This is a genomic window from Tatumella morbirosei, from assembly GCF_000757425.2.
Classification (GTDB): Bacteria; Pseudomonadota; Gammaproteobacteria; order Enterobacterales; family Enterobacteriaceae; genus Tatumella; species Tatumella morbirosei.
This window is the reverse complement of sequence record NZ_JPKR02000002.1, coordinates 143,728-168,027: the sequence shown is the minus strand read 5'-3', so window position 1 is coordinate 168,027 and position 24,300 is coordinate 143,728. Positions and strand designations below refer to the sequence as shown.

Sequence of the window (24,300 nt, the reverse complement as noted above, 5' to 3'; positions counted from 1 at the left end):
TAACTGTGAGTCACTAAGTGCTCCAGACAAAAAACAAGGTTACACTGTGCATAATGAGTCACACCGATAAAAGGAACCCCGAAATATGCGGACTGTGCTGAATATACTTAATTTTGTCCTGGGTGGATTTGCCACAACACTTGCATGGTTATTCGCTACTCTGATAACCATTGTGCTGATTTTCACTCTACCATTGACCCGTTCCTGCTGGGAGATCACCCGTCTATCACTGTTTCCTTTCGGAAATGAAGCTGTTCATGTGGATTTATTGCGCCCGGAGAATAAAAGTTCATTACGTAACTCCGGTGGAACTCTTTTGAATATTTTTTGGTTTATTTTCTTTGGCTGGTGGTTATGTCTGGCTCATATTTCAGCCGGAATAGTGCAGTGCATTACCATCATCGGTATACCTGTGGGTATTGCTAATTTCAAAATTGCAGCCATTGCTTTATGGCCTGTTGGCCGTCGGGTAGTCTCTGTTGAAGAAGCAAAATATGCCCGCGAGAATGCGGCTCGTAGTCGTTTTTAAGGACAACAGAATTAATGAAGTTTGGCTCGGGTATACTCAACGGCTGGCGTACATTTTTAATGAATAAACTGTGGCGCGATCCGGTCAGGATTTTTATCGCAATGACCGGATGCGTAATTCTTTCCTGGTCATTGCAGAATATTACCTGGACTATTCCTCTGATCCTTGGTGTGGTTGCCGCTGCACTCACCGATATTGATGACCGTTTAGCCGGGCGACTGCGTAATATAAGCATTACGCTTGCCTGTTTTTGCCTGGCGACGGTCTCCGTCGAACTGTTGTTCCCTCACCCCTGGCTCTTTTTCTTTGGTCTCGCCTTTTCCAGCTGGATCTACATCTTATTAGGCGCCCTGGGACAACGTTATGCCACCATCGCGTTTGGTGCTTTGCTAATGGCTATTTACACCATGCTGGGTATTCATTTATTCAGCCTGTGGTATCTCCAGCCTGTTCTCCTGCTCAGTGGGGCACTTTGGTACTATTTGTTAACGATGCTGATGCACTTGTTGTTTCCGGTACAACCCGTGCAGGAACAGCTTGCTCAAACCTATAACCAGCTGGCTGGTTATCTGGATGCTAAAGCCATTCTTTTTGACCCTGATGCTGAAGCAACAGATGATCCATCATTAATCCAGGCAGCTTTGGTCAACAGCCAACTGGTGTCGCAGTTTAATCAGACTAAGACTGCCATTCAGAGCCGACTGAGCGGTGAGCGTGCGGCACGTAACAGCAGGCGATCATTGCTCTATTATTTTGCAGCTCAGGAAATTCACGAACGAGCTAACTCCTCGCACATTCAGTACCACCTGTTGCGTAAAGAGTGGCGATACAGCGAAATTCTTTTCCGTTTTCAACGCCTGATGCATATGCAAGCGAGTGCATGCCGTCAGGTGGCTCACTCAGTTATTATGAAACAACCCTATCACCATGATTCAAGGTTTGAACGGTCGTTTTTCCATTTGCAACAAGCTCTGGATCGTCTGGCTACCCTTTCTCCCGGGGACTCACAGGCGAGAGGATTACACTGGTTGTTGCGGAACCTGAAAGCGATAGATGATCAGTTGATCTCCATAGCCTCGGAACAACTACTGAATAATTTGTGGCTAAACAGTGATACGCACCTTTCGCAGGAAGGACTGACCGGTTGGCAGGACGTCAAAGTTCGCCTGACCCGCCATCTTAGCCCTAAATCGGCACTATTCCGCCATGCGGTACGTATGTCTGTCGTACTGTGCGTCGGTTATGCTTTCATTGTGCTGACCGGCATGGACAGAGGCTATTGGATATTACTCACCAGCTTATTCGTCTGTCAGCCAAATTACGCTGCAACCAGAAAGCGTCTGGCTCTCAGAATCATTGGCACGCTTGCCGGAATTATCATCGGCCTGCCAGTACTGTGGTTGGTCCCCTCAATTCAGGGTCAACTGATTCTGATCGTGGTCAGTGGAGTGCTATTTTTTGCCTTCCGGCTTATTCAGTATGCACAGGCAACATTATTTATCACCTTACTGGCACTACTCAGTTTCAATCTGTTAGGTGAAGGTTTTGATGTTGCGCTGCCAAGAATTTTAGACACTCTCATCGGCTGTGCTCTCTCCTGGATGGCCGTAGCCTGGATTTTTCCTGACTGGCGTTATCGTCAGTTACCTGACGTAATTAACAAAGCACTGGCTGCGAATAATAAGTATCTGGATGCTATCCTTGAGCAATACCACGAAGGTAAAGATAACCGTATGTCTTACCGGGTTGCCCGCAGGGATGCACACAATTCTGATGCAGAACTGGCACTGGTGATCTCTAATCTTAACAGTGAAAATGGCCTGACACTTCCCGTCAAAGATCTGGCGTTCAGGGTGCTATGCCTTAATCACAGTTTTCTCAGTTACATTTCAGCATTGGGAGCCCACAGGGAAAGAACCGACCGACAGGATTTATTACAGCTACTGGACGATACGGTTAACCTGTCTGAAAATGTACTGCATGCCACGCCGGATAACGAACAACAAATTACCGAAAAACTTCATTCACTCATTAAAGAGATGAACACTATTGAAGCCAATCCGGAAAGCAGGGAGCAAGTGATGCTGCAACAGATTGGCTTGTTACTGAAAGTACTACCTGAAATTATCAGCATCAGGAAGGAAATGAAGATCCTTTAGTGGCTTTACACGTGGTAAGGGCCGAACTCTGAGTAAATTGCTGATACCAGTGTTTAAGCTCTTCCCTCACCTCTCTGGCCAGCACTTCCTGATGCTGGCCAGAAATCGCCCCTTGTAATGCATATAATGTTTTCAGACCAAGATGACGGTTTTTACTTCTTAGCCTCGCCCAGCATTGCTTGGCCCCTAAATCTCTTAATCTGGTCGTGGTTGTCACTCCAACCTCTATCAGCAACATTTCCAGACGAATACTTAGATTAGGCAGGTCTTTAAGGCGTTGGCAGTTAAGTTGTGCTTCACGCAATGCTCTGGCTTCATTGAGTGATCCGCGTGATAACGCCAGCAACTCATCAGTATGATGCCAGAGGCGGGAATCGACTTTAAAATAGTTCAGGCTAATTGATTGCCCGCGTTTATGAAAAATGAACGGCTGTAACGTACGTTGTTGCAGGTAGCGCTGCATAGTTTCGCTGGCACGCAGATACAACTCCCCGTCACTCACCAGTGCAAATACAATTTTTTCCACTGACAAAGAGTACCCGCCAAACTGGGTACGTGACTGAATTTCACCTAATTCAGCCAGATGTTTCTTTGATTCTTCAACACGTTGAACGGATATATTCATCGCGAACCTCCCTGGTTCAGGCAATGGCATAGCTGCCAATAAAATAATATTTATCAACATGTTGGAAGGTAAACAAAAGCTATTAGTTGTTCAATGTATAAATCGTAGTTTGGTGAGTTAGTTTAAGATTCTGCGCACTGTTTTCAGAAAAATGATTGATCTTTGTTCATAACAGGAATACTGTATATACATACAGTTCATTGCGGATGGGTAAAAAAATGCGTACTCAGCTACTGAAATCAGAAACTTTCAACATTCACCGTCACTCAGCACCCTCTTCTGAGGTCTGCGGCTGCATCAGTGAGCTAAGTTACCATGCGCAGCATCCTGCCCTACTTAACAGTTTACTGCTACCTTTATTAAAGCAGCTCAGTGAGCAGTCCCGCTGGCAGCTATGGCTAACTCCGGCACATAAATTAAACCGTCACTGGCTACAGCAATCAGGATTACCCCTGGAAAAAAGCATGCAGGTTCCTTCACTCACCGCCGAAGGCGGTGTGAGAGCGATGGCCAAAGCACTTCGTTCGGGAAATTTTAGTGTCGTCCTTGCCTGGTTGCCCGGACATTTAACGGCAGCTGAACGCGCAGAACTCGAACAGGCAGCAAAAGAGGGTCGTACTCTCGGTCTGATTATGCGGGAAGAAAATGACTTTAATTATCCCGGCAGACAGGAAAATCGGTTGAAAATTCAGTCTCCCTTACTACATTGAGCTAAAATAAGATTTTTCTCAGAAAAAATTGCGTGAAGAAAAATAAATCACTGAAGAGTCATGACATTCCTGAGCCAACAATGGGTTAAGGTCAATTTATGATAAGTTCACCGACCAGAGTTCAGTTTTAAATGTTACAGAATGTGTACGTTTTGCTGTTTTTTTACTGTACAACATCATATCTTACTTGTAACTTTCTAATCTCGTTGTAGACTTTAGCTCGCCAGGGTGCTCAATAATCTCCTCTTTGGCAGAGTAAAAATCGAGCGATACAACCCGGCGAAGGATTACAACCAAGAGCAACATTTATGCTCATTGCCTATTTTGGATGATAACGAGGCGCAAAATGAAAAAGACAGCTATCGCAATTGCAGTGGCACTGGCAGGTTTCGCTACCGTAGCGCAGGCCGCACCAAAAGATAACACCTGGTACACCGGTGGTAAACTGGGCTGGTCTCAGTACCACGATACCGGGTTCTACGGTAACAACTACGACGTCAGCAACGCTCCTAAAAAGAACCAGCTGGGTGCCGGTGCATTCGTTGGCTATCAGGCAAACCAGTATCTGGGCTTCGAACTGGGTTATGACTGGTTAGGCCGCATGCCTTACGGTTCAACTAACCACGGTGCTTTCAAAGCCCAGGGCGTTCAGTTAGCAGCTAAACTGAGCTACCCAATCATGGACGATCTGGACGTGTATACTCGTCTGGGTGGCATGGTATGGCGTGCAGACAGTAAAGACTACCGTAACGGTCAGTCTGACCACGACACCGGTGTTTCTCCACTGGCAGCAGTGGGTGTTGAATATGCGATCACTCAGAACTGGGCTACCCGTCTGGACTACCAGTGGGTTAACAACATCGGTGATGCGCAGACCGTTGGTGCACGTCCTGATAACTCAATGCTGAGCCTGGGTGTTTCTTACCGTTTTGGTCAGGATGATGCTCCAGCCCCTGTTGCTGCTCCGGCACCAGCTCCGGCTCCGGTTGTTGAAACCAAACACTTTACTCTGAAATCAGACGTACTGTTTAACTTCAACAAATCAACTCTGAAAGCAAGCGGCCAGCAGGCTCTGGACCAGCTTTACACTCAGCTGAGCTCTGTAGATCCTAAAGATGGTTCTGTTGTTGTTCTGGGCTTCACCGACCGTATCGGTTCAGCACAATACAACCAGAAACTGTCTGAGCAGCGTGCACAGTCTGTTGTTAATTACCTGATCTCTAAAGGTATCCCTTCAAACAAAATCTCTGCACAAGGTATGGGTAAAGCTGACCCGGTTACCGGCAGCACCTGTGACAACGTGAAAGGCCGTGCTGCCCTGATCGAATGTCTGGGTCCAGATCGTCGTGTTGAGATCGAAGTTAAAGGTATCAAAGACGTTGTTACTCAGCCACAGGGCTAATATGTAACAGTGAAAAAAACCCCGCTAATGCGGGGTTTTTTATTTACGGAGATAAACCTGATGAGTGCGCTAAAACTTTGCTTCAGAGCTATTTGCTTTTAGAGCCATGTCCAAGAATCGATTGCAGGTCTTGTTTTAGTGACGACATCTGCGAAGCATATTTTTCTTTCCTTTCCGCATCTTCAATCAACTGTACAATCGTTTCCGATAGCGTGCTATTGCGGCGTTGTGCCAGCCCTGCTAATCGCTGCCATACCAGATATTCCAGGTCGATAGATTTCTTGCGGGTATGCTGATGCTCCGCGTTGAAATGCCGTTTCCTGCGCGCTCTGATAGTTTGCTTCATCCGGTTAAACAGCACCGGATTCATATGTTGCTCAATCCAGCCAGCAATTTCACCCGGCCGGTGTTCAAGAGTGATCAGTATTCTCACCGCTTCTTCCGCAGCACTCTGTTCCGGATAACGGGTGATGGCTTCACCTTCCCTGTGCTTTTTCACCAGGTACTTCCATTTCCAGCCGGACTCCAGATTCTCTAGTTGCAGATATTTCATCGGGGTCTCATCATCTTCAGGGATCAGATTAAGAATAACAGTTTTTTGGGTCGCTGTAGTCAGGATTACTTTAGCTTATTCTGTGCTGTACGCCTATCAAACCACACTGTTTCATCACCATATTTCCTGTATAATCGTCGCTTTCTCTACACCGGATAAATGCGATTACTTTGATCAGCTCTCAACTTTCCTGGCAAGCCCTGCAGCCGGATACCAGCCAGTTTCAGGCTGCTTTCTCCCGGCCGTCTGCTGATGATGACGATATTCAGGCATCTGTTCAGCCCCGTTTAATGAATGCATTAGCCTATTTAGACAGTCAGACGCTGATGCCAGTGCTGATGGTACGTAGTCAGGAAAATACTGACTATCTTTCCCGAATTGCCTCTGCATATCTGGCAGTGTCTGAATCTGATCCTGATGAGCCTGTAGTAACACAACGCTGGAATTACCAACAACAAACTGATGGTAGTTATTTACTGGCGGAGGCACCCGCAGGACAGGCCACGTTCTGTCAGCAATCCGGAATTTATTTCACCGAATGGATCGAAAGCAGCGAATTGTTTGGGGTTGTTCGCCGTCAGGGTGACAAGCTGGTTCCTGAACCAGGCTTACTCCACCAGGCCAATGGCGGAACACTTATCCTTTCTGTTCGTACGTTGCTTGAACAACCCCTGATGTGGTTACGTCTCAGAAAATTCATTACCTCCGGGTCTTTTGAATGGTTTCCGCCCGATGAGCGTAACCCCTTCCCCGTTGCCCTGCCGGCTCTGCCTCTGGATGTTAAACTGATCCTCTGCGGCGATCGTGATGCATTAGCGGCATTTCAGGAATCGGAACCTGAGCTAATGGAGAATGCTCTCTATACCGAATTTGAAGAGCAATGGCGTATCCATGATGATGAAGATGTGACTTTATGGTGTGAATGGATCAGAACTCTGTCCCGCGAACTCATGTTGCCTGAAATTGCTGATGATGGCTGGCCACTGCTGATGGTTGAAGGTTGTCGTTATACCGGTGATCAAACTTTGCTACCACTTTGTCCTCGCTGGATCCAACGACAGTTGATGGATGCCGTCACTTTTGGCGGCGAAATTAACGCAGAATCACTGCGCGGAGCACTGGAAGCCAGATTATGGCGTGAAAGTTTCCTCCCGGAAAGAATGCAGGAAGAGATCAGCGAACAACAAATCCTTATTGAGACTGATGGCGAAGTGACCGGCCAGGTTAACGGATTGTCGGTGTTGGATTTTCCGGGCCATCCCCGCCCCTGGGGTGAGCCTTCACGCATCACTTGTGTGGTCCATTACGGTGATGGTGAGGTGATGGACATCGAGAGGAAATCTGAACTGGGTGGGAATCTTCATGCTAAAGGTATGATGATTATCCAAGCCTATCTTATTTCTGAGCTGGAACTCGATCAACAGTTACCATTCAGTGCCTCAATGGTGTTCGAACAGTCATATTCAGAAGTTGACGGTGACAGTGCCTCTCTGGCTGAACTTTGTGCTCTGGTAAGTGCCTTATCTCAGCAACCTCTGACACAATCAATCGCCGTTACCGGTTCGGTAGATCAGTTGGGTAATATTCAGCCGGTTGGCGGACTTAATGAAAAAATTGAAGGGTTCTTCGCTGTATGTTCTCAGCGTGAACTTACTGGCAAGCAAGGGGTGATTATTCCGCAAACCAATGTCCGACATCTTTCGCTCAATAATGATGTGGTGGAAGCAGTCAAAGCAGGACAATTTCATTTGTGGGCAGTAGACAGTGTCGAAGAAGCCATTGAGATACTCAGTGGCAAGAAATGGCGAACCGATGACGAAACCGAAGATCTGTTATCTCTGATTCAGGAACGCATTGCCCGGGCAACACAACCTGAAACCAGGAGCGGTACAGGGCTATTTCGCTGGTTAAACTGGTTTAACCAGCGTTAATCAGACTTGCTCAGCGTACAACTGTAAGCTATTCTCCCCCATTCACAAATTTAAGGCTAAAAACAGACATGGTAGATAAACGCGATTCCTATACAAAAGAAGACCTTGCAGCCTCCGGGCGCGGAGAGTTATTTGGCGAGAATGGCCCGCCATTACCGGCAGGGAACATGCTGATGATGGACCGTGTCGTCAAAATGTCCGAAACGGGTGGTAAGTACGATAAGGGTTTCGTTGAAGCTGAATTAGATATCACTCCCGATTTATGGTTTTTTGCCTGCCATTTTGTCAATGATCCTGTGATGCCTGGTTGTCTGGGTCTTGATGCTATGTGGCAACTGGTTGGTTTTTATCTTGGCTGGCTGGGTGCAGAAGGTAAAGGCCGTGCACTGGGTGTGGGTGAAGTCAAATTCACCGGCCAGGTATTGCCGACAGCGAAAAAAGTCACCTACAAGATCCATTTTAAACGTGTTATCAATCGCAAACTGGTGATGGGCGTTGCTGATGGTGAAGTCTTCGTCGATGGTCAGCTGATCTATAATGCCAACGACCTTAAAGTTGGCTTGTTCAAGGATGCGACCGCTTTCTAAGCCGGTTTCAGGTTCTCCTTTCAAAGGCGGGTATCTTTCCCGCCTTTTTAATACTTCTTAAACCACGGCTTTCGGGAGCCTTTATTACAGCTCAGTTTACTTACCTCTTCGTCAGATTTACCTGACTTTTGGCAGGTGGCAGTGGCAGTCCCTTTCATTCTACTCATGGCAGAAAGTCGATCCCCGACAGAGATGTATCAGATAACATCCACCTGCCAGCAGGCACGGCTCTGTGCAGGATTCTCAGTTTTGCTCCAGTCAGCACCGTCTCGCGACCATAAATTTAAGGTTCCCCATCCGGTGATCCCATAGACGTTTGGATGCTGTTGCCGTTATTTTCTAACGGGTGATGAGTGGAACATCGGTAAGCGAAATTGTGGGCGGGAAGAAGCCCGGGAGTCATCTGTGCTGAGAAACAAAATATATCGGCAGAGGGTTACAATAATGATTTCCTGCCGGAGCCTCCACACTCAGCAAAGGCTCCGGCACGTTCAGACCCTAAGAGTTAAGCAAACACCGAACGTTCGGCCATTGCCATCCGCCATCCGCCCAGCCAGTGTGAGCGTGTGTCGGTGGTCTGATACGGACAGATCTCTTTCGATCGTCCGGATATTCCGGCCTGATAGCCGCGTGAATGTGCCCGCTCTAAGCGATCTCTTTTTTGTCTCTTCATACCAGCTTTCCCTCATAGTTTAAGGTGGGACGGGATAGAAAGAATCTGTGGTTAATAAACGCTCAACCACGCCCTATTTCTACCGCCTCAAAACCAAAAGATCAATGCCTAAAATTCATCTCACTGTCACATTAATGCAATAGCTTTTCCGGAACCGGACTTAAGACAATGTGTTAGCGGCATACGCCATTTTTCTGCTGAGGTATTTTTACAAATCTAATTAAAAGTCCGGATTTTTCCCACTCGCTGAGAAATCTTCAAAAAAAAAACCTCCAAATGGAGGCTTTTAGGTACACAGAATAGCTTACTGACTGATTTGCTGTGCTATCTGTCTGGCTTCCTGTTGCCAGCCTTCAGCCAAAGTTCTGACCAGGGCGGCATAACCATCCTTATCCTGCTTCAGCACCAGTGAGAAAGGTCTGCGGATCGTCTGATTGCCTTGCTGCAATATCCAGGAACCACTGATCACCGCCTTACCGTCATAGCGGCCATGGAAGCCGGTAACTGTAACAGATAACGTATCGTAGTTATTTCCGGCCAGCGATCCACTCACCAACCAGCCTGGCATCAACTGACTCAGGTTACTCACCAGAGTTTGCTGTAACTGCTGGTCCAGTGGACTGGCCCATAAATTACTGGTGGCAATAACATACTGTACATCACTGGTTTGATACGCTAAGCCGTTACCGGACAGATAATCTGACACATTAACCGGTTCCACCCATAGCACGTGCTGATTGCCGGTCAGCGAGGCAGAACTGGCCACTGCCGGCGTGGTCACCGGCGTCGATGGTAACTGATAATATTGCTTTTCAGCTTCGCTGCTACAGGCACTGAGTAACAGTGCAGTGATTAATAGTAATACTCTGTTCACTGTTTTGCCCTCTTCGGCTCAGGATCTTTACCTGGCTTCGCTTCAAAGACTAATGCATTACTCTTGTTATTGAGCGTTTTCAGTACCGGTTGCAATTCCTGTAATACCTGATCAAGTCGCTGCATATCACCGACCAGCTTGTTATACGCCGGGCTACCGGGCTGCAACCCTTTCAGGCTACGGTTAAGATCACGCAAGGTTTGCTGCATATCAGCCGGCAAAGTTTTCATTGCCGGACTCGCGGTGATCTTGTTCAGGTTATCCAGCGTTGTTTGCAGATTTTTCAGTGTTTTCTGGCTCTCTTTTAATGTCCCCGTAGCTTCATTCATCATCGGGGCGAGTGGTAATTTTTCCACTTTATCGAGGATGGCCATCACTTTTTGCTGCATCTGATTCAGACCCCCAACGACCGTTGGAATGATTTTATAACCAGATACAGTATCCGGGCCCGTAAACTGCGGAACATTGTTATAAAAGTCCAGATCCACATACAGAGACCCTGTGATCAGATTCGCTGTTTTCAGGCTGGCCCTTAATCCATGCAAACGCCCTTCCTGCAGATGCTGGTCGATATTGAAATTATTCCCAACACTGGAGGCAAACCGTCCGGGTTCAATACGGATCAGCACAGGGATACGATAATCATTGTTCAGAGTGTTAAACCGGCCAGGAATAACATAAGGGACTTTTTCCACAGTTCCTAAACGGATACCACGGAATTCTACCGGCGCACCAGGTTCAAGACCACGGATGGACTCATTAAAGAACATCAGGAAATCTGTATGCTGAGTGTACATCGATTCCTGAATGGAACGCTGGTCGTCAAATAAATGGTAATCCGCCTTATTCTGTGCAGGGTCACCCAGAGGAGAACCATCAGGCACATCAAAACTTACGCCTCCGCTGAATAATGTTGTTAGCGAGCCCATTTCAACGCGCATACCGGAGGCTGACATATCTACCGCGATACCACTGTCTTTCCAGAAACGCACATTTGTTGTCACTAACCGATCATAGGGAGACTGAATAAACAACTGATAACTCATCATCCGTTTTGCGGTATCGAACTTGCTGGTTTCGACTGAACCCACACGGAAACCACGGAACAGTACCGGGTCACCCGGATTAAGCTGTCCTGCTTTTGCACTATCCAGAATAATACGAATACCCTTAGCATCCGGACCTGCCAGCGGCGGCGAATCCAGCAACTGATACTGCTCTGGCTGCTCGCCACGAGTTCCTGGTTGTAATTCTATATAGGAACCAGAGAGTAAAGTGCCAAGTCCGGTGACGCCTTCCCGTCCAATCTGAGGCTTAACCGTCCAGAATACCGAATCTTCATGTAGCATCTTACTCATACCGGAATTCAGCCGTGCCTTAATTTCTACATGACGGAGATCCGGGCTAAGTTCGGCACTTTGTACCATGCCGATATCGACACTGCGGCTTTTGATGGCAGTTTTTCCGGGCACAATACCTTCCGCATCGCTGGTAACCAACGTAACTTCAGGCCCCTGATGCGAAAAATGATAAAACAATATCCATGCACCAATCAGTACCGTGACTATCGGCACAATCCAAACCGGAGACCATCTTTTGATGCTCTCTATGCGGGCTGTTTCCTGATTATTCTGTTTCAACACCGGATTCCTCAACGCGGTCCTTTGGTTCACGATCCCATAACAACCGGGGATCAAACGTCAGCGCGGCAAACATGGTTAAAATAACAACACCTGCGAAAAGCAATGCACCAGGTGCCGGATAAATATTCATTAATCCTCCCATCCGTACCAGCGATGACAAAATCGCGATAACAAATACATCGATCATAGACCAGCGGCCAACAAATTCGACCACCTCATAGACCAGATGCATTTTTTCATTATCCCTTTGCCCCCGGCCACTGGCGTTCCAGCTCAGCCAGGCAATGGCCAGAATCTTTAACGTCGGTACCATGATACTGGCAATAAAAATCACCAATGCGACAGGGTATGAACCATCACTCCACAGCAATACGACACCCGCCATAATATTTGACGTTATTTTCGAGCCCAGAGCATCGGTGATCATAATTGGCAGGATATTAGCGGGAATATAAAGCATCACCGAAGTCAGCAATAGTGCCAATGTCCACTGCAGACTCTGCTTTTTACGTGCCGTTCCGCGGGTAAAACAGCGTGGGCAGACAGCATCATGCAAAGGGAGAATCGCCGTGCAGCATGGACAGGAACGTAGCTCCTGAGCCAGTCCACTCACACCAGCCCGTGGCATTGTGTGAAGCTCTGGTGCGGACTGGATATGCTGCCATAAACGACGTCTATCCACACACTGGAAAGCCCGTAACTGGAAAATACAGAACAGACACCATGGCCAGAAACTTATTCCCAATCCTATTTCGCCGTAAGCCATGAGTTTCACAAAGCTAACCAGCACACCAGCCATAAAAATTTCGGCCATTCCCCAGTTGCGCAAATGGAAAAATAGCTTTGCCAGATGCACCTTCACTGACAGCGGCATTTTCACCCGGTTTACCAGCAGGATGATGATAATCAGGCAACAGGCCGGTATGCCCTGAACCAGTAACAGGAACAGTACCGCCAGCGCCTGATAATCATCAGACACCATAATCCCGGGAATACGCGTCAGACTGATTTCACTACTCAGCCCCGCCACATGCATGCTGATAAACGGGAACAGGTTCGCCAGTACCAGCATTAACAGCGCTGAAATGGCGTAAGCCGTGGGCCGCTTAGCCGAATCTGGCCAGCGCATATCCACGGTGGTATGACAGCGCGGGCATACCGCCTTTTTTCCGACGGTTAATGTCGGTAAACGGCATGCCAAATCACACTGAGGACACAAAACCCATGTGTCTGCATCTTTGAGCTGCTCACACCGGGTAATGTTCATCGGGGTTACACTCCATTCCTGAGATTTTCAAGATATTCCCAGCGGGTAAACGCCTCTTCCAGTGCCTGTTCGGCGACCGAAAGCTGTTCGATAACTGGCTGCGTTTTATCATGTGGCTGACTGAAAAAATCAGCTTCACTCATTTTAGCCTGCAATTGCGCGATTTCAGTTTCCAGTGTTTCGAGTTTCTGTGGCAACTGTTCCAACTCCCGCGCCAGGTTATAACTTAGCTTAGCGGGTTTGCTGGATTTAGCATCCACTGAAGTCGTTGTTTTCACTACCGGGGCTGCGGCTGGTTTACCGGAAGCGGGTTTTTTCGCCAGTTTATAAGCGGCACGTTGCTGCTGAGCATCATGGTATCCCCCCACAAAGCGTCCAACTTCGCCATTCCCTTCAAATATCCAGCAATCGGTAACGGTATTATCCACAAACTGACGATCATGGCTTACTAACAGCACCGTTCCCTGATAGCCGTCGATCAGTTCCTCAAGTAACTCCAGAGTTTCAACATCCAGGTCATTGGTAGGTTCATCGAGAATCAGTAAATTGCTGGGTTTAAGAAACAGCCGGGCAAGTAATAACCGGTTACGCTCACCACCTGATAACGCACGAACCGGCGTCATCGCACGTTTAGGATGGAACAGGAAATCCTGCAGGTACCCTAATATATGGCGTGGTTTGCCGTTAACCATCACTTCCTGCTTTCCTTCCGCCAGGTTATCCATCACTGTACGGTCAGGATCCAGCTCAGCACGATGCTGGTCAAAATATGCGACTTCCAGTTTTGTACCACGATGAATTTTGCCACTGTCAGCTGTTAAATCCCCCAGCATCAGGCGTAACAGTGTCGTTTTACCGCAACCGTTCGCGCCAATCAGTGCAATTTTGTCACCACGTTGGACCTGCGCGGAGAAATCTTCTACCAGTGTTCTGCCCTGGACCTGGTAATGAACATTCTCCAGCTCAAACACAATTTTTCCGGAACGTGAGGCTTCTTCAACCTGCATATTCGCTTTGCCCATCACTTCACGACGTTCAGAACGTTCACGACGCAGTGCTTTAAGGGCGCGAACCCGTCCTTCATTTCGGGTACGACGGGCTTTTATCCCCTGACGAATCCAGACTTCTTCCTGAGCCAGCTTTCGGTCGAATTCAGCATTTTGTAACTCTTCAACCCGCAACGCTTCTTCTTTACCCAGCACGAAGCTGTCATAGTCTCCCGGCCATGACACCAGTTTGCCTCGATCCAGATCGACAATACGCGTTGCCATGTTGCGGATAAATGAGCGGTCGTGAGAAATAAACACAATGCTACCGCTGAATGTTTTAAGAAACGTTTCCAGCCAGTCGATGGTTTCGATATCAAGGTGGTTGGTAGGTTCGTCCAGCAGTAATACTTTAGGATTGCTGACCAGAGCACGGCCTAACGCCGCTTTTCTTAACCAACCACCAGACAGAGAAGACAGTTCAGTTTCCGCATCCAGACCGATATTTTTCAGAACGTCATTAATGCGACCTTCCAGTTGCCACAGGTTATGGTGATCCAGTAACGTCTGGAGTCTTGCCATCTCATTAAGGTTTTTTTCGCTCGGGTCCTGCATCACCCGATGAGATATGGCGTGATACTCTTTCAGGTACTTCGCCTGTTCTGCAACACCTTCTGCGACAAAATCATAGACTGAACCGGTGATGTTACGTGGCGGGTCTTGTTGCAGACGGGCTACCACCAAATCCTGTTCATAGATAATCCGGCCATCATCCAGTGGAATCTCCTGATTGATAATCTTCATCAGGGTCGATTTACCGGCACCATTACGCCCTACCAGGCAAACCCGCTCATTTTCTTCAATGTGCAGTTCGGTATTATCCAGTAACGGCGCGTCACTGAAGGACAGCCAGGCATTATGTATACTAATTAATGACATAAAAAATTATTCCTTACCCGTGGCAGTGATTAGCCAGCAATTATGGATATGTTTGTTTCTGGCAAAATCCTGAGAAAGGGTCTTTTGCGTAATTTCCTGAGCCTGCAGTCCCAGCGCCGCCAGCCCGTCGAGATCCATTTTGAATCCGCGTTTATTATTCGAGAACATAATCGTGCCACCTTTACGCAACAGTCGTTTCAGGTGGCTCAGCAGATCAAGGTGATCCCGTTGTACATCAAAACTGTCTTCCATACGTTTGGAGTTTGAGAAGGTCGGTGGATCGATGAATATCAGATCAAAGGACTCTCGCGCCTCCTGCAACCAGCTCAGACAGTCAGCCTGAATTAACCGGTGCGCCCTGCCAGAGAGACCATTCAGTTGTAGATTACGCTCGGCCCACTCAAGGTAAGTGCGCGACATATCCACCGTGGTGGTTGAACGGGCGCCACCCAGACCTGCATGTACGCTGGCGCTTCCGGTGTAAGAAAACAAGTTGAGAAAATCTTTTCCCTGACTCATTGCACCCAACATTTTGCGTGCGATACGGTGGTCAATAAACAGACCGGTATCCAGATAATCCGTCAGATTCACCAGTAAACGGGCATTGTACTCTTCAACCGGGAAGAACTCCCCTTTCTCTCCCAGTTTCTGGTACTGGTTTTTGCCTTTTTGTCGCTCACGCGTTTTCAGAACCAGACGATTTGCAGGCATATCCAGCACCGTCAGGGTTGCACTGATCACATCGAACAGACGCTGCCGGGCTTTTTGGGCATCCACTGTTTTCGGCGGCGCATATTCCTGTATCACTACCCAGTCAGCATAACGATCCACCGCAATATTGTATTCCGGTAAGTCAGCATCATAAATCCGGTAGCAGTTAGTCCCTTCCTGCTTCGCCCATTTATCCAGTTTCTTAATATTCTTACGCAGCCGGTTAGCATAATCTTCGGCGATATCCCGCGTCGAATCTGCAGAATCTGCCATCAACTGGTAATTTTTCTGTACGCAGTCAAGCGGTCCATTTTTCGCTTTAAACTGCCTTTCCGCACGCAGTTGCAGACAGCTTAGCAACTCCGGAGAACCACTAAACAGGGACAGTTTCCAGCCGGCAAACTCACGTTTTACAATTCGCCCAAACTGGCTGTGTAAGGCAATCAACGCTGGTTCACTTTCCAAACGCTCCCCGTAAGGCGGGTTGCTGAGTAGGGTTCCGGTCTCTTCTGCCAGCAGTGGATTTTTCAGTTGCAGAACATCCTGGGCTTTAAAGCTGATAAACGCCGCCATGCCGGCTTTACGGGCGTTAGCTTGTGCCCGCTGAATCACCTGAGGATCATTATCATATCCGTAGAACCGAACTTTTTTACCTTGCATGGCCAGGCTGGCGCGGCGATTTGCCTCGCGGGTAACTTCCTGCCAGACCGCATCATTGTGGCCTTTCCACGCAGTGAATCCCCAATGCTTACGGCCAAGTCCGGGAGCACGATCAGCAGCGATCATCGCCGCCTCAATAAGCAGAGTGCCTGAACCACACATAGGATCGATCATGGGGGTTCCTGCGCGCCAGCCGGATCGCATGACAATCGCCGCCGCCAGATTCTCTTTTAGTGGCGCCTGACCTGTCTGTTGGCGGTAATTACGCTGATGCAGAGCATCGCCACTCAAATCAAGTGAAAGGCTGACCTTATCCTTGTTAAGCCATGCAATAATCCGGATATCCGGGGCTTCACGATCCACGTCAGGACGGGACAGATTTTTACGGGTAAAACTGTCCACAATAGCGTCCTTCACCCGCATCGCGCCAAACTGGCTGTTACGGATAATGTCATTGGTGCCACTGAAATGCACCGCAAAACTGTGGTGGCTGTCGAACAGGTCTGTCCAGGGAACAGACTGAGCACCAACATACAGGTCAAGATCACTCCACAGGCCGAATTCTCCTAAAGGCAGCAGGACACGTGACGCAAGCCGGCTCCACATCAGGCTCTGATACAACATTTTGTCGTCGCCCTGATAATGAACACCGCCCGGCACCAGCTGTATATTCTGAGCACCCAACGCTTCCAGCTCAGATTTTAAAAGTTCTTCCAGCCCACGGCCTGTACTGGCAAACAGAGAATTCATATTTTTTAAGTCTACTTAATGGAAAATTGTTGCGCATTATAGCGAATCACAGCGCTATGTCATAAAGTTAGCGTCTTTATTAATACGTAGCCCGGAACGGAGCCCCGATGATCACTTTGTCACGTCTGTTTATTCACCCGGTAAAATCAATGCGCGGAACGTCGGTATCTCAGTCACTGGTGCAACCACAGGGTTTATCCTGGGACCGGACGTTTATGCTGACGACCACTGAGGGGACGTTTATCACCGCGCGCCAGTATCCTGAAATGGTCCTTTTTTCGCCACTGGTGGTCCCCGAGGGACTATTTATTCAGGCCTCTGACGGTAGTCAGTTACTGGTCCGGTTTGAAGATTTTAGTGAAAATGAAGCCAGTACCGAGGTTTGGGGAACTCACTTTGCCGCAAGGATAGCGCCGGATAATATCAATCAGTGGCTGAGTCAGTATTTTCCACATCCGGTCCAGTTACGCTGGACCGGTGACCACCCTAACCGCAGAGTTAAAAAGTTTCCGGAGATTCCGGTAGGTTTTGCCGATGGTTATCCTTTTTTGCTGGTGAGTGAATCATCATTTTATGATTTACAAAATCGCTGCCCGGCAGGCATTCGTATTGAACAGTTTCGCCCAAATCTGGTGGTGAGTGGCTCTGCTGCCTGGCAGGAAGATCAGTGGTCTGTGATACGGGTGGGTGATATCACCTTTGATGTCGCAAAACCCTGCAGTCGTTGTATTCTTACAACCGTCAGCACCGGGCGAGGTAAAAAGCATCCGGCAGGGGAACCCATGACGACCTTGAAAACCTTTCGGCTGGCTGCTGATGACAGTGGTGATATAGACTTCGGGCTGAATCTGGTCGCCCGTAACAGTGGTGTGATTCGTTGCGGTGATGAAGTTAAGGTACTCAGTACCAAACCGGGCCGCCCGTATACCACCAGTGATCGCCAAACCGCTATCTCCCCGGTGAAAACACCCGCCAGACAGGCAGATATCAGCTGGCAGGGAGAGAAATTTACCGGTAATACTCAGCAGATTTTACTGGAGCAGTTAGAAGGGGCAGGATTCAGGATCCCCTATTCCTGCCGGGCTGGGGCCTGTGGCTGTTGTCGGATGAAATTAGTCAGTGGAGAGGTGACAGCACTGAATTCTTCAGCAATTAATGGTGATATCATTTTAAGCTGCAGCTGCATTCCACACAGCGATCTGGTGCTGCAACCTGTTTAAAATTAACCTGCCTGTTCGAAACGAATCGCTGTGGCAGGTTCATGAGGACGCAGGCGATCATTCATGATTTTGATTGCCTCTCCCAACAAGAGTTTTTTTCCGGACAACTCCAGGGAAGTCTGAGCGACCACGCACAGCGCTGCACTACTGCCACTCTCAACCACCAACAGACGTACCGGTTGACAGGTATCGGACAGCGTAGTTTCTGCCAGTTGTCCGGCTTCAGGTTGCCATCCTGAATGGCAGGCCACAAAGTGCCAGCTTTTAGGCATTAAAGGTTTCAGAAAACGGCTGGCAACCAACGCATTTAATACCAACTCGGCTCGTTGCTGATGATTAAAATCAACATCACGGCACTTCTCATCGAAATTAAAAAAGCTCGCGGCATCATCAACACAGAAACTCTGAGATTCAAAAGCCTCCGGGGTAAGCATTTTTTTCGGGAACCGGGATCGAAAATGCAATCCTTCGGTTAGATCGAGCATCATACGATCCTGGGTATCATCGTAATACCATTGCCAGCGATCATCAGGCTTTAATGTCATATATAGCCGCCTCTCTTAATACGGTCATTTACCGTTCCCTGAAATATAAATCACTACCTGGGCTAAATCATAAATAGCCGGAGTAAACCCGAAATTGCCCTCATGCGGATAAAATATAAACGAGCCAGAGGAATAAATAAACCCCTCTGGCTAAATATTACACTTTTTCTGATTAAATATGTGTCACAATATCCCGGATAAGGGACGGGCCTTTATAAACAAAGCCAGAATATATTTGGATCAGTGTTGCACCCGCCACTAATTTTTCCTTAGCTGAAATTAACGAATCAATACCGCCGACACCTATAATCGGCAACCTCCCATTAAGTTCAGTGTTCAGACGGCGGATAATTTCAGTACTTCGTAACTGAACCGGACGCCCGCTCAAACCACCAGCTTCTGCTGCATGTGGCAAACCTTCCACCAGCGATCGATCCAGTGTGGTATTTGTGGCAATAACACCATCTATATTATGCCGCACGAGACTGTCTGCCACCTGGATCAATTCTTCTTCAGAAAGATCCGGCGCGATCTTTACTGCTACCGGGACATATTTCAGATGACGTTTTTGTAATTCCTGTTGTTTATTTTTTATTGCTGATAGTAAATCATCTAACGCTTCACCGTATTGTAAACTGCGTAGGCCGGGAGTATTCGGTGAGGATATATTGACCGTAATATAACCTGCATGAGCATAAGTCTTTTCCATACAAATCAGATAATCATCCTTGCCCTGCTCAACCGGCGTATCTTTATTTTTTCCAATATTGATACCGATAATGCCGCGATAATTCGATTTTTTGACGTTCTCAACCAGGTGGTCAACTCCATAATTATTAAAGCCCATCCGGTTGATGATCCCTTCCGCTTCCACCAGACGGAATAAACGGGGTTTATCATTTCCTGCCTGAGCACGTGGTGTCACGGTACCCACTTCAACAAAACCGAACCCCATTGCTCCGAAGGCATCAATGCATTCTGCATTTTTATCTAATCCTGCAGCCAGCCCCAGCAGATTATCAAACTGTAACCCCATACAGGTTACCGGCCGTGAAGGAAGCCGCTGATGAATCAGCCGCTCAAACGGGGTTCCCCGTAGTAATTTTAATTGTTTGATCGACAGTTCATGAGCCCGTTCAGGATCAAGTTTAAATAATGCAGGACGGATGATTGGATATAACATGCACTCTCCCTGGGAACACTGGTCGCGGTTGGCGGCCTCTGGCCGATTCTGAATTCTGCGCCGGAATGGTAAAGAGCTTTCGGGCAAAAGTAAATTTAACCCTTACACAGCTGCACAACACTGAGGGACATCAACAAACCTTATGGCTACCTCCATAAAAAAACCACCGGCATTCGCCGGTGGTTTATCTGAGATACTGTGATTTTGCTTAAATCAGGCGGTCAGGGCTTTAGTGATCTTCTCATATAAATCGCCGGACAAATCTTCCAGTGATTTCAGCTCTTCTAACGCTTCACGCATCAGTTGCTGGCGTTTACCATCGTAACGTTTGAGACGGATAAGCGGTTCAATCATCCGCGCAGCAATCTGAGGATTGCGCTTGTTGAGATCGGTCAGCATACGCGTCAGGAACCGATAACCGCTGCCATCCAACGCATGGAATGCTGACGGGTTCGCCGAGGCAAAGGCACCCACCAGTGAACGTACGCGGTTAGGATTGCTCATCGTAAACGAACGGTGTCCAAGCAGTTGCTCAACCCTTGCCAGTACATCATCTGCCGGGCTGGTCGCCTGCAAAATAAACCATTTATCCATCACCAGACCATCCTGGTACCAGCGATCGTCCCAGTGCTGTAAAAGTTCATCGACACATGGCAGTTGCGCAGAAACTGCAGCGCTTAAGGCTGCCAGGGCATCAGTCATATTGTTTGCCTGCTGATACTGCTGACGAACCAGTGCATCTGCAGCGGCCTGCTCACCAAACACCAGATAACTCAGGCAAATGTTCTTTAATGCGCGTTTGCCAATATCCTGATGTTCTACCCGGTAATCTCCCGTCTGGTTCTGCTGATAAGTTTCGAGTAACTCAGTATGTAGCGCATTCGCCAGTGTCCGGATAATTGCGGTTCTGACCGCAGCGATCGCCTGAGGATCAATCACCTCAAACCACTCTGCCATTTCATTTTCAGAAGGTAAGGTCAGAATCAATGCAGTCAACGCCGGATCACGGCCTTTATCCTGCAACACCGCACGGAACGCTTCTGCCACATGTTGTGGCAGAGATAATGGTTGTTTCTGTGAGAAACGCAGTACATTCAGTTTCACATAGGTGGCCAGCAGGCTCTGCGCAGCATCCCAGCGTGAAAAATCGTTACGGGCATGACGCATCAGGAAGGTCAGCTGTGCATCACTCCACTGATAATCGAGTTTCACAGGCGCAGAAAACTCACGTAACAGCGAAGGCACCGGCTGGAAGTACACATGATCAAACACAAAAGTCTGTTCATTTTGCGTAACATTCAACACCGGATTTACCGGTTGTCCCTGGTACTGTAATGGAATAACCCCGCCTTCACCGTCATAGAGTTCAATATCCAGCGGGATATGCAGCGGCAGTTTTTCCTTTTGATCGGCTGTCGGCGGGGTGTGCTGTTTTACATGCAATTTATAGGTTTCGGTATGCGGGTCATACTCATCCTGTACCGTCAACACTGGAGTCCCGGACTGGCTGTACCAGCGACGGAACTGGGTCAAATCTACGCCTGAGGCATCTTCCATGGCCTGGACAAAATCATCACAGGTCGCAGCACTGCCGTCATGACGCTGGAAATAGAGTTTCATCCCTTGCTGGAATTTCTGTTCACCCAGCAAAGTATGCATCATACGAATCACTTCTGAACCTTTCTCATACACGGTCAGTGTATAGAAGTTGTTCATCTCCATGACCTGATCCGGACGGATAGGATGCGCCATCGGACTGGCATCTTCCGCGAACTGCGCACCACGCATGACGCGGACATTATCGATACGATTTACCGGACGTGATCCTAAATCGGAACTAAACTCCTGATCGCGGAAGACAGTCAGCCCCTCTTTCAGACTGAGCTGAAACCAGTCACGGCAGGTCACACGGTTACCGGTCCAGTTATGGAAATATTCATGACCAATGACTGCCTCAATACCCAGATAATCTTTATCGGTCGCAGTTTCGGCTTTAGCAAGTACATATTTGGAATTAAAGACATTCAGTCCTTTGTTTTCCATCGCTCCCATATTAAAGAAATCGACCGCCACGATCATAAAGATATCGAGATCGTATTCCAGACCAAAGCGCTCCTCGTCCCACTTCATACTCTGTTTCAGAGAGGTCATAGCCCAGTCGGCGCGGTCCAGGTTGCCTTTATCGACAAAAATTTCCAGCGCAACATCACGGCCAGACCGGGTAGTAAAACTGTCACGCAACACATCAAATTCACCGGCAACCAGCGCAAACAGATAGCAAGGTTTCGGGAAAGGGTCCTGCCATTTGACCCAGTGCCGACCATTCTCCCCCTCACCGGAATCCAGACGGTTACCGTTAGACAGTAAATAAGGATATTTTTTCTTATCCGCGCTGATAGTCGTTGTAAAGCGGGCCAGCACATCCGGGCGGTCCAGGTACCAGGTAATATGATGGAACCCTTCGGCTTCACACTGGGTACAGAGTGCATCACCGGATTTATATAGCCCTTCAAGCGCCGTATTCTTATCCGGATGAATAGTATTCACAATCTGCAGGCTGAACTGCTCCGGGACATTGCGAATGGTCAGCAGACTGCCATCAATGGTGTAATCTTCCGTGCTGACTCCGTCGATGGTGATGGAATGTAACGTTAACGATTCACCCTGCAAAACCAGTGCTGTTGCCTGTTCGTTCAGACGCCTGACCTGGCTCACAGCGGTCACTTTGGTTTGTTGCTCATCAAGATCAAAACTCAGGTCAATATCAGTGATAGTGAAGTCCGGAGCCCGATAATCGTGACGATACTTAATTTGCGGTTGATCTGTCATAATTCCTTCTCAGCCTTAGAAAATAGTTTCAGTGACTGAGTTTAAGCCTCCTCGGGTTATGTTTCCAGACGGAAAGCATAAGCGGACTAATTATCTACATCTTTTTAACATCAAGCACGATTTAACCTCGACCCGAAAGCATAAAGTGTGTTGTGATTCGATTCACTTTTCATAAGATCAGGTTATACTGCAACTGTTGTTTAATATTCTTAACTTTTACCTGACCAGGCCCGGCGCCGCGGAATAGGATGCAGATACGCGACATGAAACAACTTGCTTCCCCGATACTGTCTTCATTGCTGGATACCGACGCTTATAAGCTCCATATGCAGCAGGCGGTCTATCACCGCTATCGTGATGTCTCAGTGACTGCGGAATTTCGCTGTCGCGGAGAGGACCTGCCTGGCCGGTATGCTGATGAGATTCGCCAGCAGATTCAGTTAATGCAGTCTCTGGCACTCACCAGTGAAGAATATGATTATCTTAGCCGTCTTCCTTTCTTTAGCACTGATTACCTGCAGTGGCTGAAGACCTTCCGTTTTAATCCGCAACAGGTGACGGTGAGTGATCAACGAGGCAAACTGGTTATTACCATTAGTGGCCTGTGGGTAGAGGTTATTCTGTGGGAAGTCCCGTTGCTGGCAATGATCAGTGAACTGGTGCACCGGGATCGTACTCCTGAAGTCGGTGTGACCCAGGCGATTGATTACCTGCAAACCAAACTGTCAGACTTTAGACAGTCCTCTGCTGACCTGGACCTCAGCCGGTTCCGGTTAATGGATTTTGGTACCCGCCGCCGCTATTCACGTCAGGTTCAGCAGGCCATTGTTGAAACGCTGAAACAGGATGTCAGTTGGCTAACCGGCACCAGTAATTATGATCTGGCAAGACGGCTGAACATCACTCCGGTCGGAACCCAGGCTCATGAGTGGTTCCAGGCCCATCAGCAAATCAGCCCGGACCTGGCAAACAGTCAACGGGCCGCCTTACAGGTTTGGCTGGATGAATATAATGATAAGCTGGGCATTGCACTGACTGATTGCATCAGCACCGATGTTTTCCTTCGCGATTTCGACTTTAGCTTTGCCAGCCGTTATCAGGGACTGAGGCACGATTCAGGTGAACCTCGCGAATGGGGTGAGAAAGTCATCTCCCACTATCGTCAGCTAGGAATTGATCCTCAGACTAAAACACTGGTGTTTTCCGATAACCTGACATTGAGTAAAGCTCTGGAGCTGTATCGTCATTTTGACAGCCGGATCAATGTGATCTTCGGTGTCGGCACCCGTCTGACCTGTGACATTCCCGGAGTACAGCCCCTGAATATTGTGATAAAGCTGGTCAGTTGTAATGGCAAACCGGTGGCTAAATTATCCGACAGTCCCGGTAAAATGATCTGCCACGACCAGTCATTCGTCCGCGCCCTGCAAAAAGCGTTTGACCTGCCGCCGGTCAAACGCGCCAGCTAAAATCTGCGGAGAGACCCTGTTCTCTCCGCCTGTATCACTAAATCACTCCGCTTCG

General features: G+C 48.2%; 19 protein-coding genes. 8 read left to right on the top strand and 11 right to left on the bottom strand.

From position 1 onward, the window contains the following. The first annotated feature begins 85 nt into the window (after positions 1–85). Together HA49_RS01825 and yccS are read left to right on the top strand one after the other, a co-directional pair. Positions 86–529 (top strand): YccF domain-containing protein, encoded by a 444-nt coding sequence (locus tag HA49_RS01825; RefSeq protein WP_038019898.1) that lies wholly within the window; start codon positions 86–88, stop codon positions 527–529. 59 nt (positions 530–588) lie between these two features. Beyond that, a complete protein-coding gene (gene yccS, locus HA49_RS01820; protein WP_245610137.1) occupies positions 589–2,688 on the top strand; it encodes a YccS family putative transporter in 2,100 nt (699 codons plus the stop codon). On the opposite strand, the gene HA49_RS01815 is transcribed toward yccS, so the two are convergent. Further along, the gene (locus HA49_RS01815; RefSeq protein WP_038019893.1) at positions 2,663–3,313 is read right to left on the bottom strand and encodes a TfoX/Sxy family DNA transformation protein; all 651 of its coding nucleotides are present in this window, start codon (positions 3,311–3,313) and stop codon (positions 2,663–2,665) included. The genes yccS and HA49_RS01815 overlap by 26 nt on opposite strands. Before the next feature lie 218 nt (positions 3,314–3,531). Here HA49_RS01815 and sulA point away from each other — a divergent pair, with 218 nt between their 5' ends. Both sulA and ompA read left to right on the top strand, forming a co-directional pair. Further along, positions 3,532–4,023 carry an SOS-induced cell division inhibitor SulA gene (sulA, locus tag HA49_RS01810; protein WP_038020385.1) on the top strand — a complete coding sequence of 164 codons (492 nt, stop codon included), beginning with the start codon at positions 3,532–3,534 and terminating at the stop codon, positions 4,021–4,023. A gap of 346 nt (positions 4,024–4,369) precedes the next feature. After that, positions 4,370–5,425 (top strand): porin OmpA, encoded by a 1,056-nt coding sequence (gene ompA / locus HA49_RS01805; RefSeq protein WP_038019891.1) that lies wholly within the window; start codon positions 4,370–4,372, stop codon positions 5,423–5,425. A gap of 88 nt (positions 5,426–5,513) precedes the next feature. On the opposite strand, the gene matP is transcribed toward ompA, so the two are convergent. Further along, positions 5,514–5,978: a macrodomain Ter protein MatP gene (gene matP, locus HA49_RS01800; RefSeq protein WP_038019889.1), complete on the bottom strand. Its 465-nt coding sequence runs from the start codon at positions 5,976–5,978 to the stop codon at positions 5,514–5,516. Positions 5,979–6,148: 170 nt separating this feature from the next. Here matP and HA49_RS01795 point away from each other — a divergent pair, with 170 nt between their 5' ends. After that, positions 6,149–7,909, top strand: coding sequence for an AAA family ATPase (locus tag HA49_RS01795; protein ID WP_038019887.1), 1,761 nt, complete (start codon positions 6,149–6,151; stop codon positions 7,907–7,909). A 68-nt stretch (positions 7,910–7,977) separates the two neighbouring features. Continuing rightward, positions 7,978–8,496 (top strand): bifunctional 3-hydroxydecanoyl-ACP dehydratase/trans-2-decenoyl-ACP isomerase, encoded by a 519-nt coding sequence (fabA, locus tag HA49_RS01790; RefSeq protein WP_038019883.1) that lies wholly within the window; start codon positions 7,978–7,980, stop codon positions 8,494–8,496. 505 nt (positions 8,497–9,001) lie between these two features. Here the strand turns inward: fabA and rmf are convergent. The 6 genes from rmf to rlmKL all read right to left on the bottom strand — a co-directional run bounded on the left by rmf (position 9,002) and on the right by rlmKL (position 16,999). Continuing rightward, complete coding sequence (rmf, locus tag HA49_RS01785) at positions 9,002–9,169, bottom strand: ribosome modulation factor (protein WP_038019880.1); 168 nt, start codon at positions 9,167–9,169, stop codon at positions 9,002–9,004. A 304-nt stretch (positions 9,170–9,473) separates the two neighbouring features. Then, on the bottom strand, positions 9,474–10,043 hold the full coding sequence (pqiC, locus tag HA49_RS01780; protein ID WP_038019877.1) for a membrane integrity-associated transporter subunit PqiC: 570 nt from the start codon (positions 10,041–10,043) through the stop codon (positions 9,474–9,476). Further along, entirely contained in the window at positions 10,040–11,683 is a 1,644-nt protein-coding gene (gene pqiB / locus HA49_RS01775; protein WP_038020383.1) for an intermembrane transport protein PqiB, read from the bottom strand. The genes pqiC and pqiB overlap by 4 nt, the downstream gene beginning before the upstream one ends. Then, the gene (gene pqiA, locus HA49_RS01770) at positions 11,670–12,953 is read right to left on the bottom strand and encodes a membrane integrity-associated transporter subunit PqiA (RefSeq protein WP_046791634.1); all 1,284 of its coding nucleotides are present in this window, start codon (positions 12,951–12,953) and stop codon (positions 11,670–11,672) included. Before pqiA ends, pqiB begins: the two co-directional genes overlap by 14 nt. Before the next feature lie 5 nt (positions 12,954–12,958). Beyond that, complete coding sequence (locus HA49_RS01765; RefSeq protein ID WP_038019873.1) at positions 12,959–14,878, bottom strand: ABC transporter ATP-binding protein; 1,920 nt, start codon at positions 14,876–14,878, stop codon at positions 12,959–12,961. 6 nt (positions 14,879–14,884) lie between these two features. After that, positions 14,885–16,999: a bifunctional 23S rRNA (guanine(2069)-N(7))-methyltransferase RlmK/23S rRNA (guanine(2445)-N(2))-methyltransferase RlmL gene (rlmKL, locus tag HA49_RS01760; RefSeq protein ID WP_038019869.1), complete on the bottom strand. Its 2,115-nt coding sequence runs from the start codon at positions 16,997–16,999 to the stop codon at positions 14,885–14,887. 107 nt (positions 17,000–17,106) lie between these two features. Here rlmKL and HA49_RS01755 point away from each other — a divergent pair, with 107 nt between their 5' ends. Continuing rightward, on the top strand, positions 17,107–18,219 hold the full coding sequence (locus tag HA49_RS01755; protein WP_038019866.1) for a YcbX family protein: 1,113 nt from the start codon (positions 17,107–17,109) through the stop codon (positions 18,217–18,219). A 2-nt stretch (positions 18,220–18,221) separates the two neighbouring features. Here HA49_RS01755 and HA49_RS01750 read toward each other — a convergent pair whose 3' ends face one another. The 3 genes from HA49_RS01750 to pepN form a co-directional block, all read right to left on the bottom strand. Further along, a complete protein-coding gene (locus tag HA49_RS01750) occupies positions 18,222–18,764 on the bottom strand; it encodes a cell division protein ZapC (protein ID WP_038019863.1) in 543 nt (180 codons plus the stop codon). Positions 18,765–18,936: 172 nt separating this feature from the next. Next, positions 18,937–19,947 carry a quinone-dependent dihydroorotate dehydrogenase gene (gene pyrD, locus HA49_RS01745; RefSeq protein WP_038019860.1) on the bottom strand — a complete coding sequence of 337 codons (1,011 nt, stop codon included), beginning with the start codon at positions 19,945–19,947 and terminating at the stop codon, positions 18,937–18,939. 213 nt (positions 19,948–20,160) lie between these two features. Next, positions 20,161–22,776 (bottom strand): aminopeptidase N, encoded by a 2,616-nt coding sequence (gene pepN, locus HA49_RS01740; protein WP_038019858.1) that lies wholly within the window; start codon positions 22,774–22,776, stop codon positions 20,161–20,163. A 263-nt stretch (positions 22,777–23,039) separates the two neighbouring features. Here pepN and pncB point away from each other — a divergent pair, with 263 nt between their 5' ends. Then, positions 23,040–24,245, top strand: coding sequence for a nicotinate phosphoribosyltransferase (gene pncB, locus HA49_RS01735; RefSeq protein WP_038020378.1), 1,206 nt, complete (start codon positions 23,040–23,042; stop codon positions 24,243–24,245). Positions 24,246–24,300 lie beyond the last annotated feature (55 nt).

Coding starts and splice junctions, on each gene's coding strand:
- HA49_RS01825 (WP_038019898.1), top strand. CDS start 86: ATGCGGACTGTGCTGAATATACTTAATTTTGTCCTGGGTGGATTTGCC.
- yccS (WP_245610137.1), top strand. CDS start 589: ATGAATAAACTGTGGCGCGATCCGGTCAGGATTTTTATCGCAATGACC.
- HA49_RS01815 (WP_038019893.1), bottom strand. CDS start 3,313: ATGAATATATCCGTTCAACGTGTTGAAGAATCAAAGAAACATCTGGCT.
- sulA (WP_038020385.1), top strand. CDS start 3,532: ATGCGTACTCAGCTACTGAAATCAGAAACTTTCAACATTCACCGTCAC.
- ompA (WP_038019891.1), top strand. CDS start 4,370: ATGAAAAAGACAGCTATCGCAATTGCAGTGGCACTGGCAGGTTTCGCT.
- matP (WP_038019889.1), bottom strand. CDS start 5,978: ATGAAATATCTGCAACTAGAGAATCTGGAGTCCGGCTGGAAATGGAAG.
- fabA (WP_038019883.1), top strand. CDS start 7,978: ATGGTAGATAAACGCGATTCCTATACAAAAGAAGACCTTGCAGCCTCC.
- rmf (WP_038019880.1), bottom strand. CDS start 9,169: ATGAAGAGACAAAAAAGAGATCGCTTAGAGCGGGCACATTCACGCGGC.
- pqiA (WP_046791634.1), bottom strand. CDS start 12,953: ATGAACATTACCCGGTGTGAGCAGCTCAAAGATGCAGACACATGGGTT.
- HA49_RS01765 (WP_038019873.1), bottom strand. CDS start 14,878: ATGTCATTAATTAGTATACATAATGCCTGGCTGTCCTTCAGTGACGCG.
- rlmKL (WP_038019869.1), bottom strand. CDS start 16,999: ATGAATTCTCTGTTTGCCAGTACAGGCCGTGGGCTGGAAGAACTTTTA.
- HA49_RS01755 (WP_038019866.1), top strand. CDS start 17,107: ATGATCACTTTGTCACGTCTGTTTATTCACCCGGTAAAATCAATGCGC.
- HA49_RS01750 (WP_038019863.1), bottom strand. CDS start 18,764: ATGACATTAAAGCCTGATGATCGCTGGCAATGGTATTACGATGATACC.
- pyrD (WP_038019860.1), bottom strand. CDS start 19,947: ATGTTATATCCAATCATCCGTCCTGCATTATTTAAACTTGATCCTGAA.
- pepN (WP_038019858.1), bottom strand. CDS start 22,776: ATGACAGATCAACCGCAAATTAAGTATCGTCACGATTATCGGGCTCCG.
- pncB (WP_038020378.1), top strand. CDS start 23,040: ATGAAACAACTTGCTTCCCCGATACTGTCTTCATTGCTGGATACCGAC.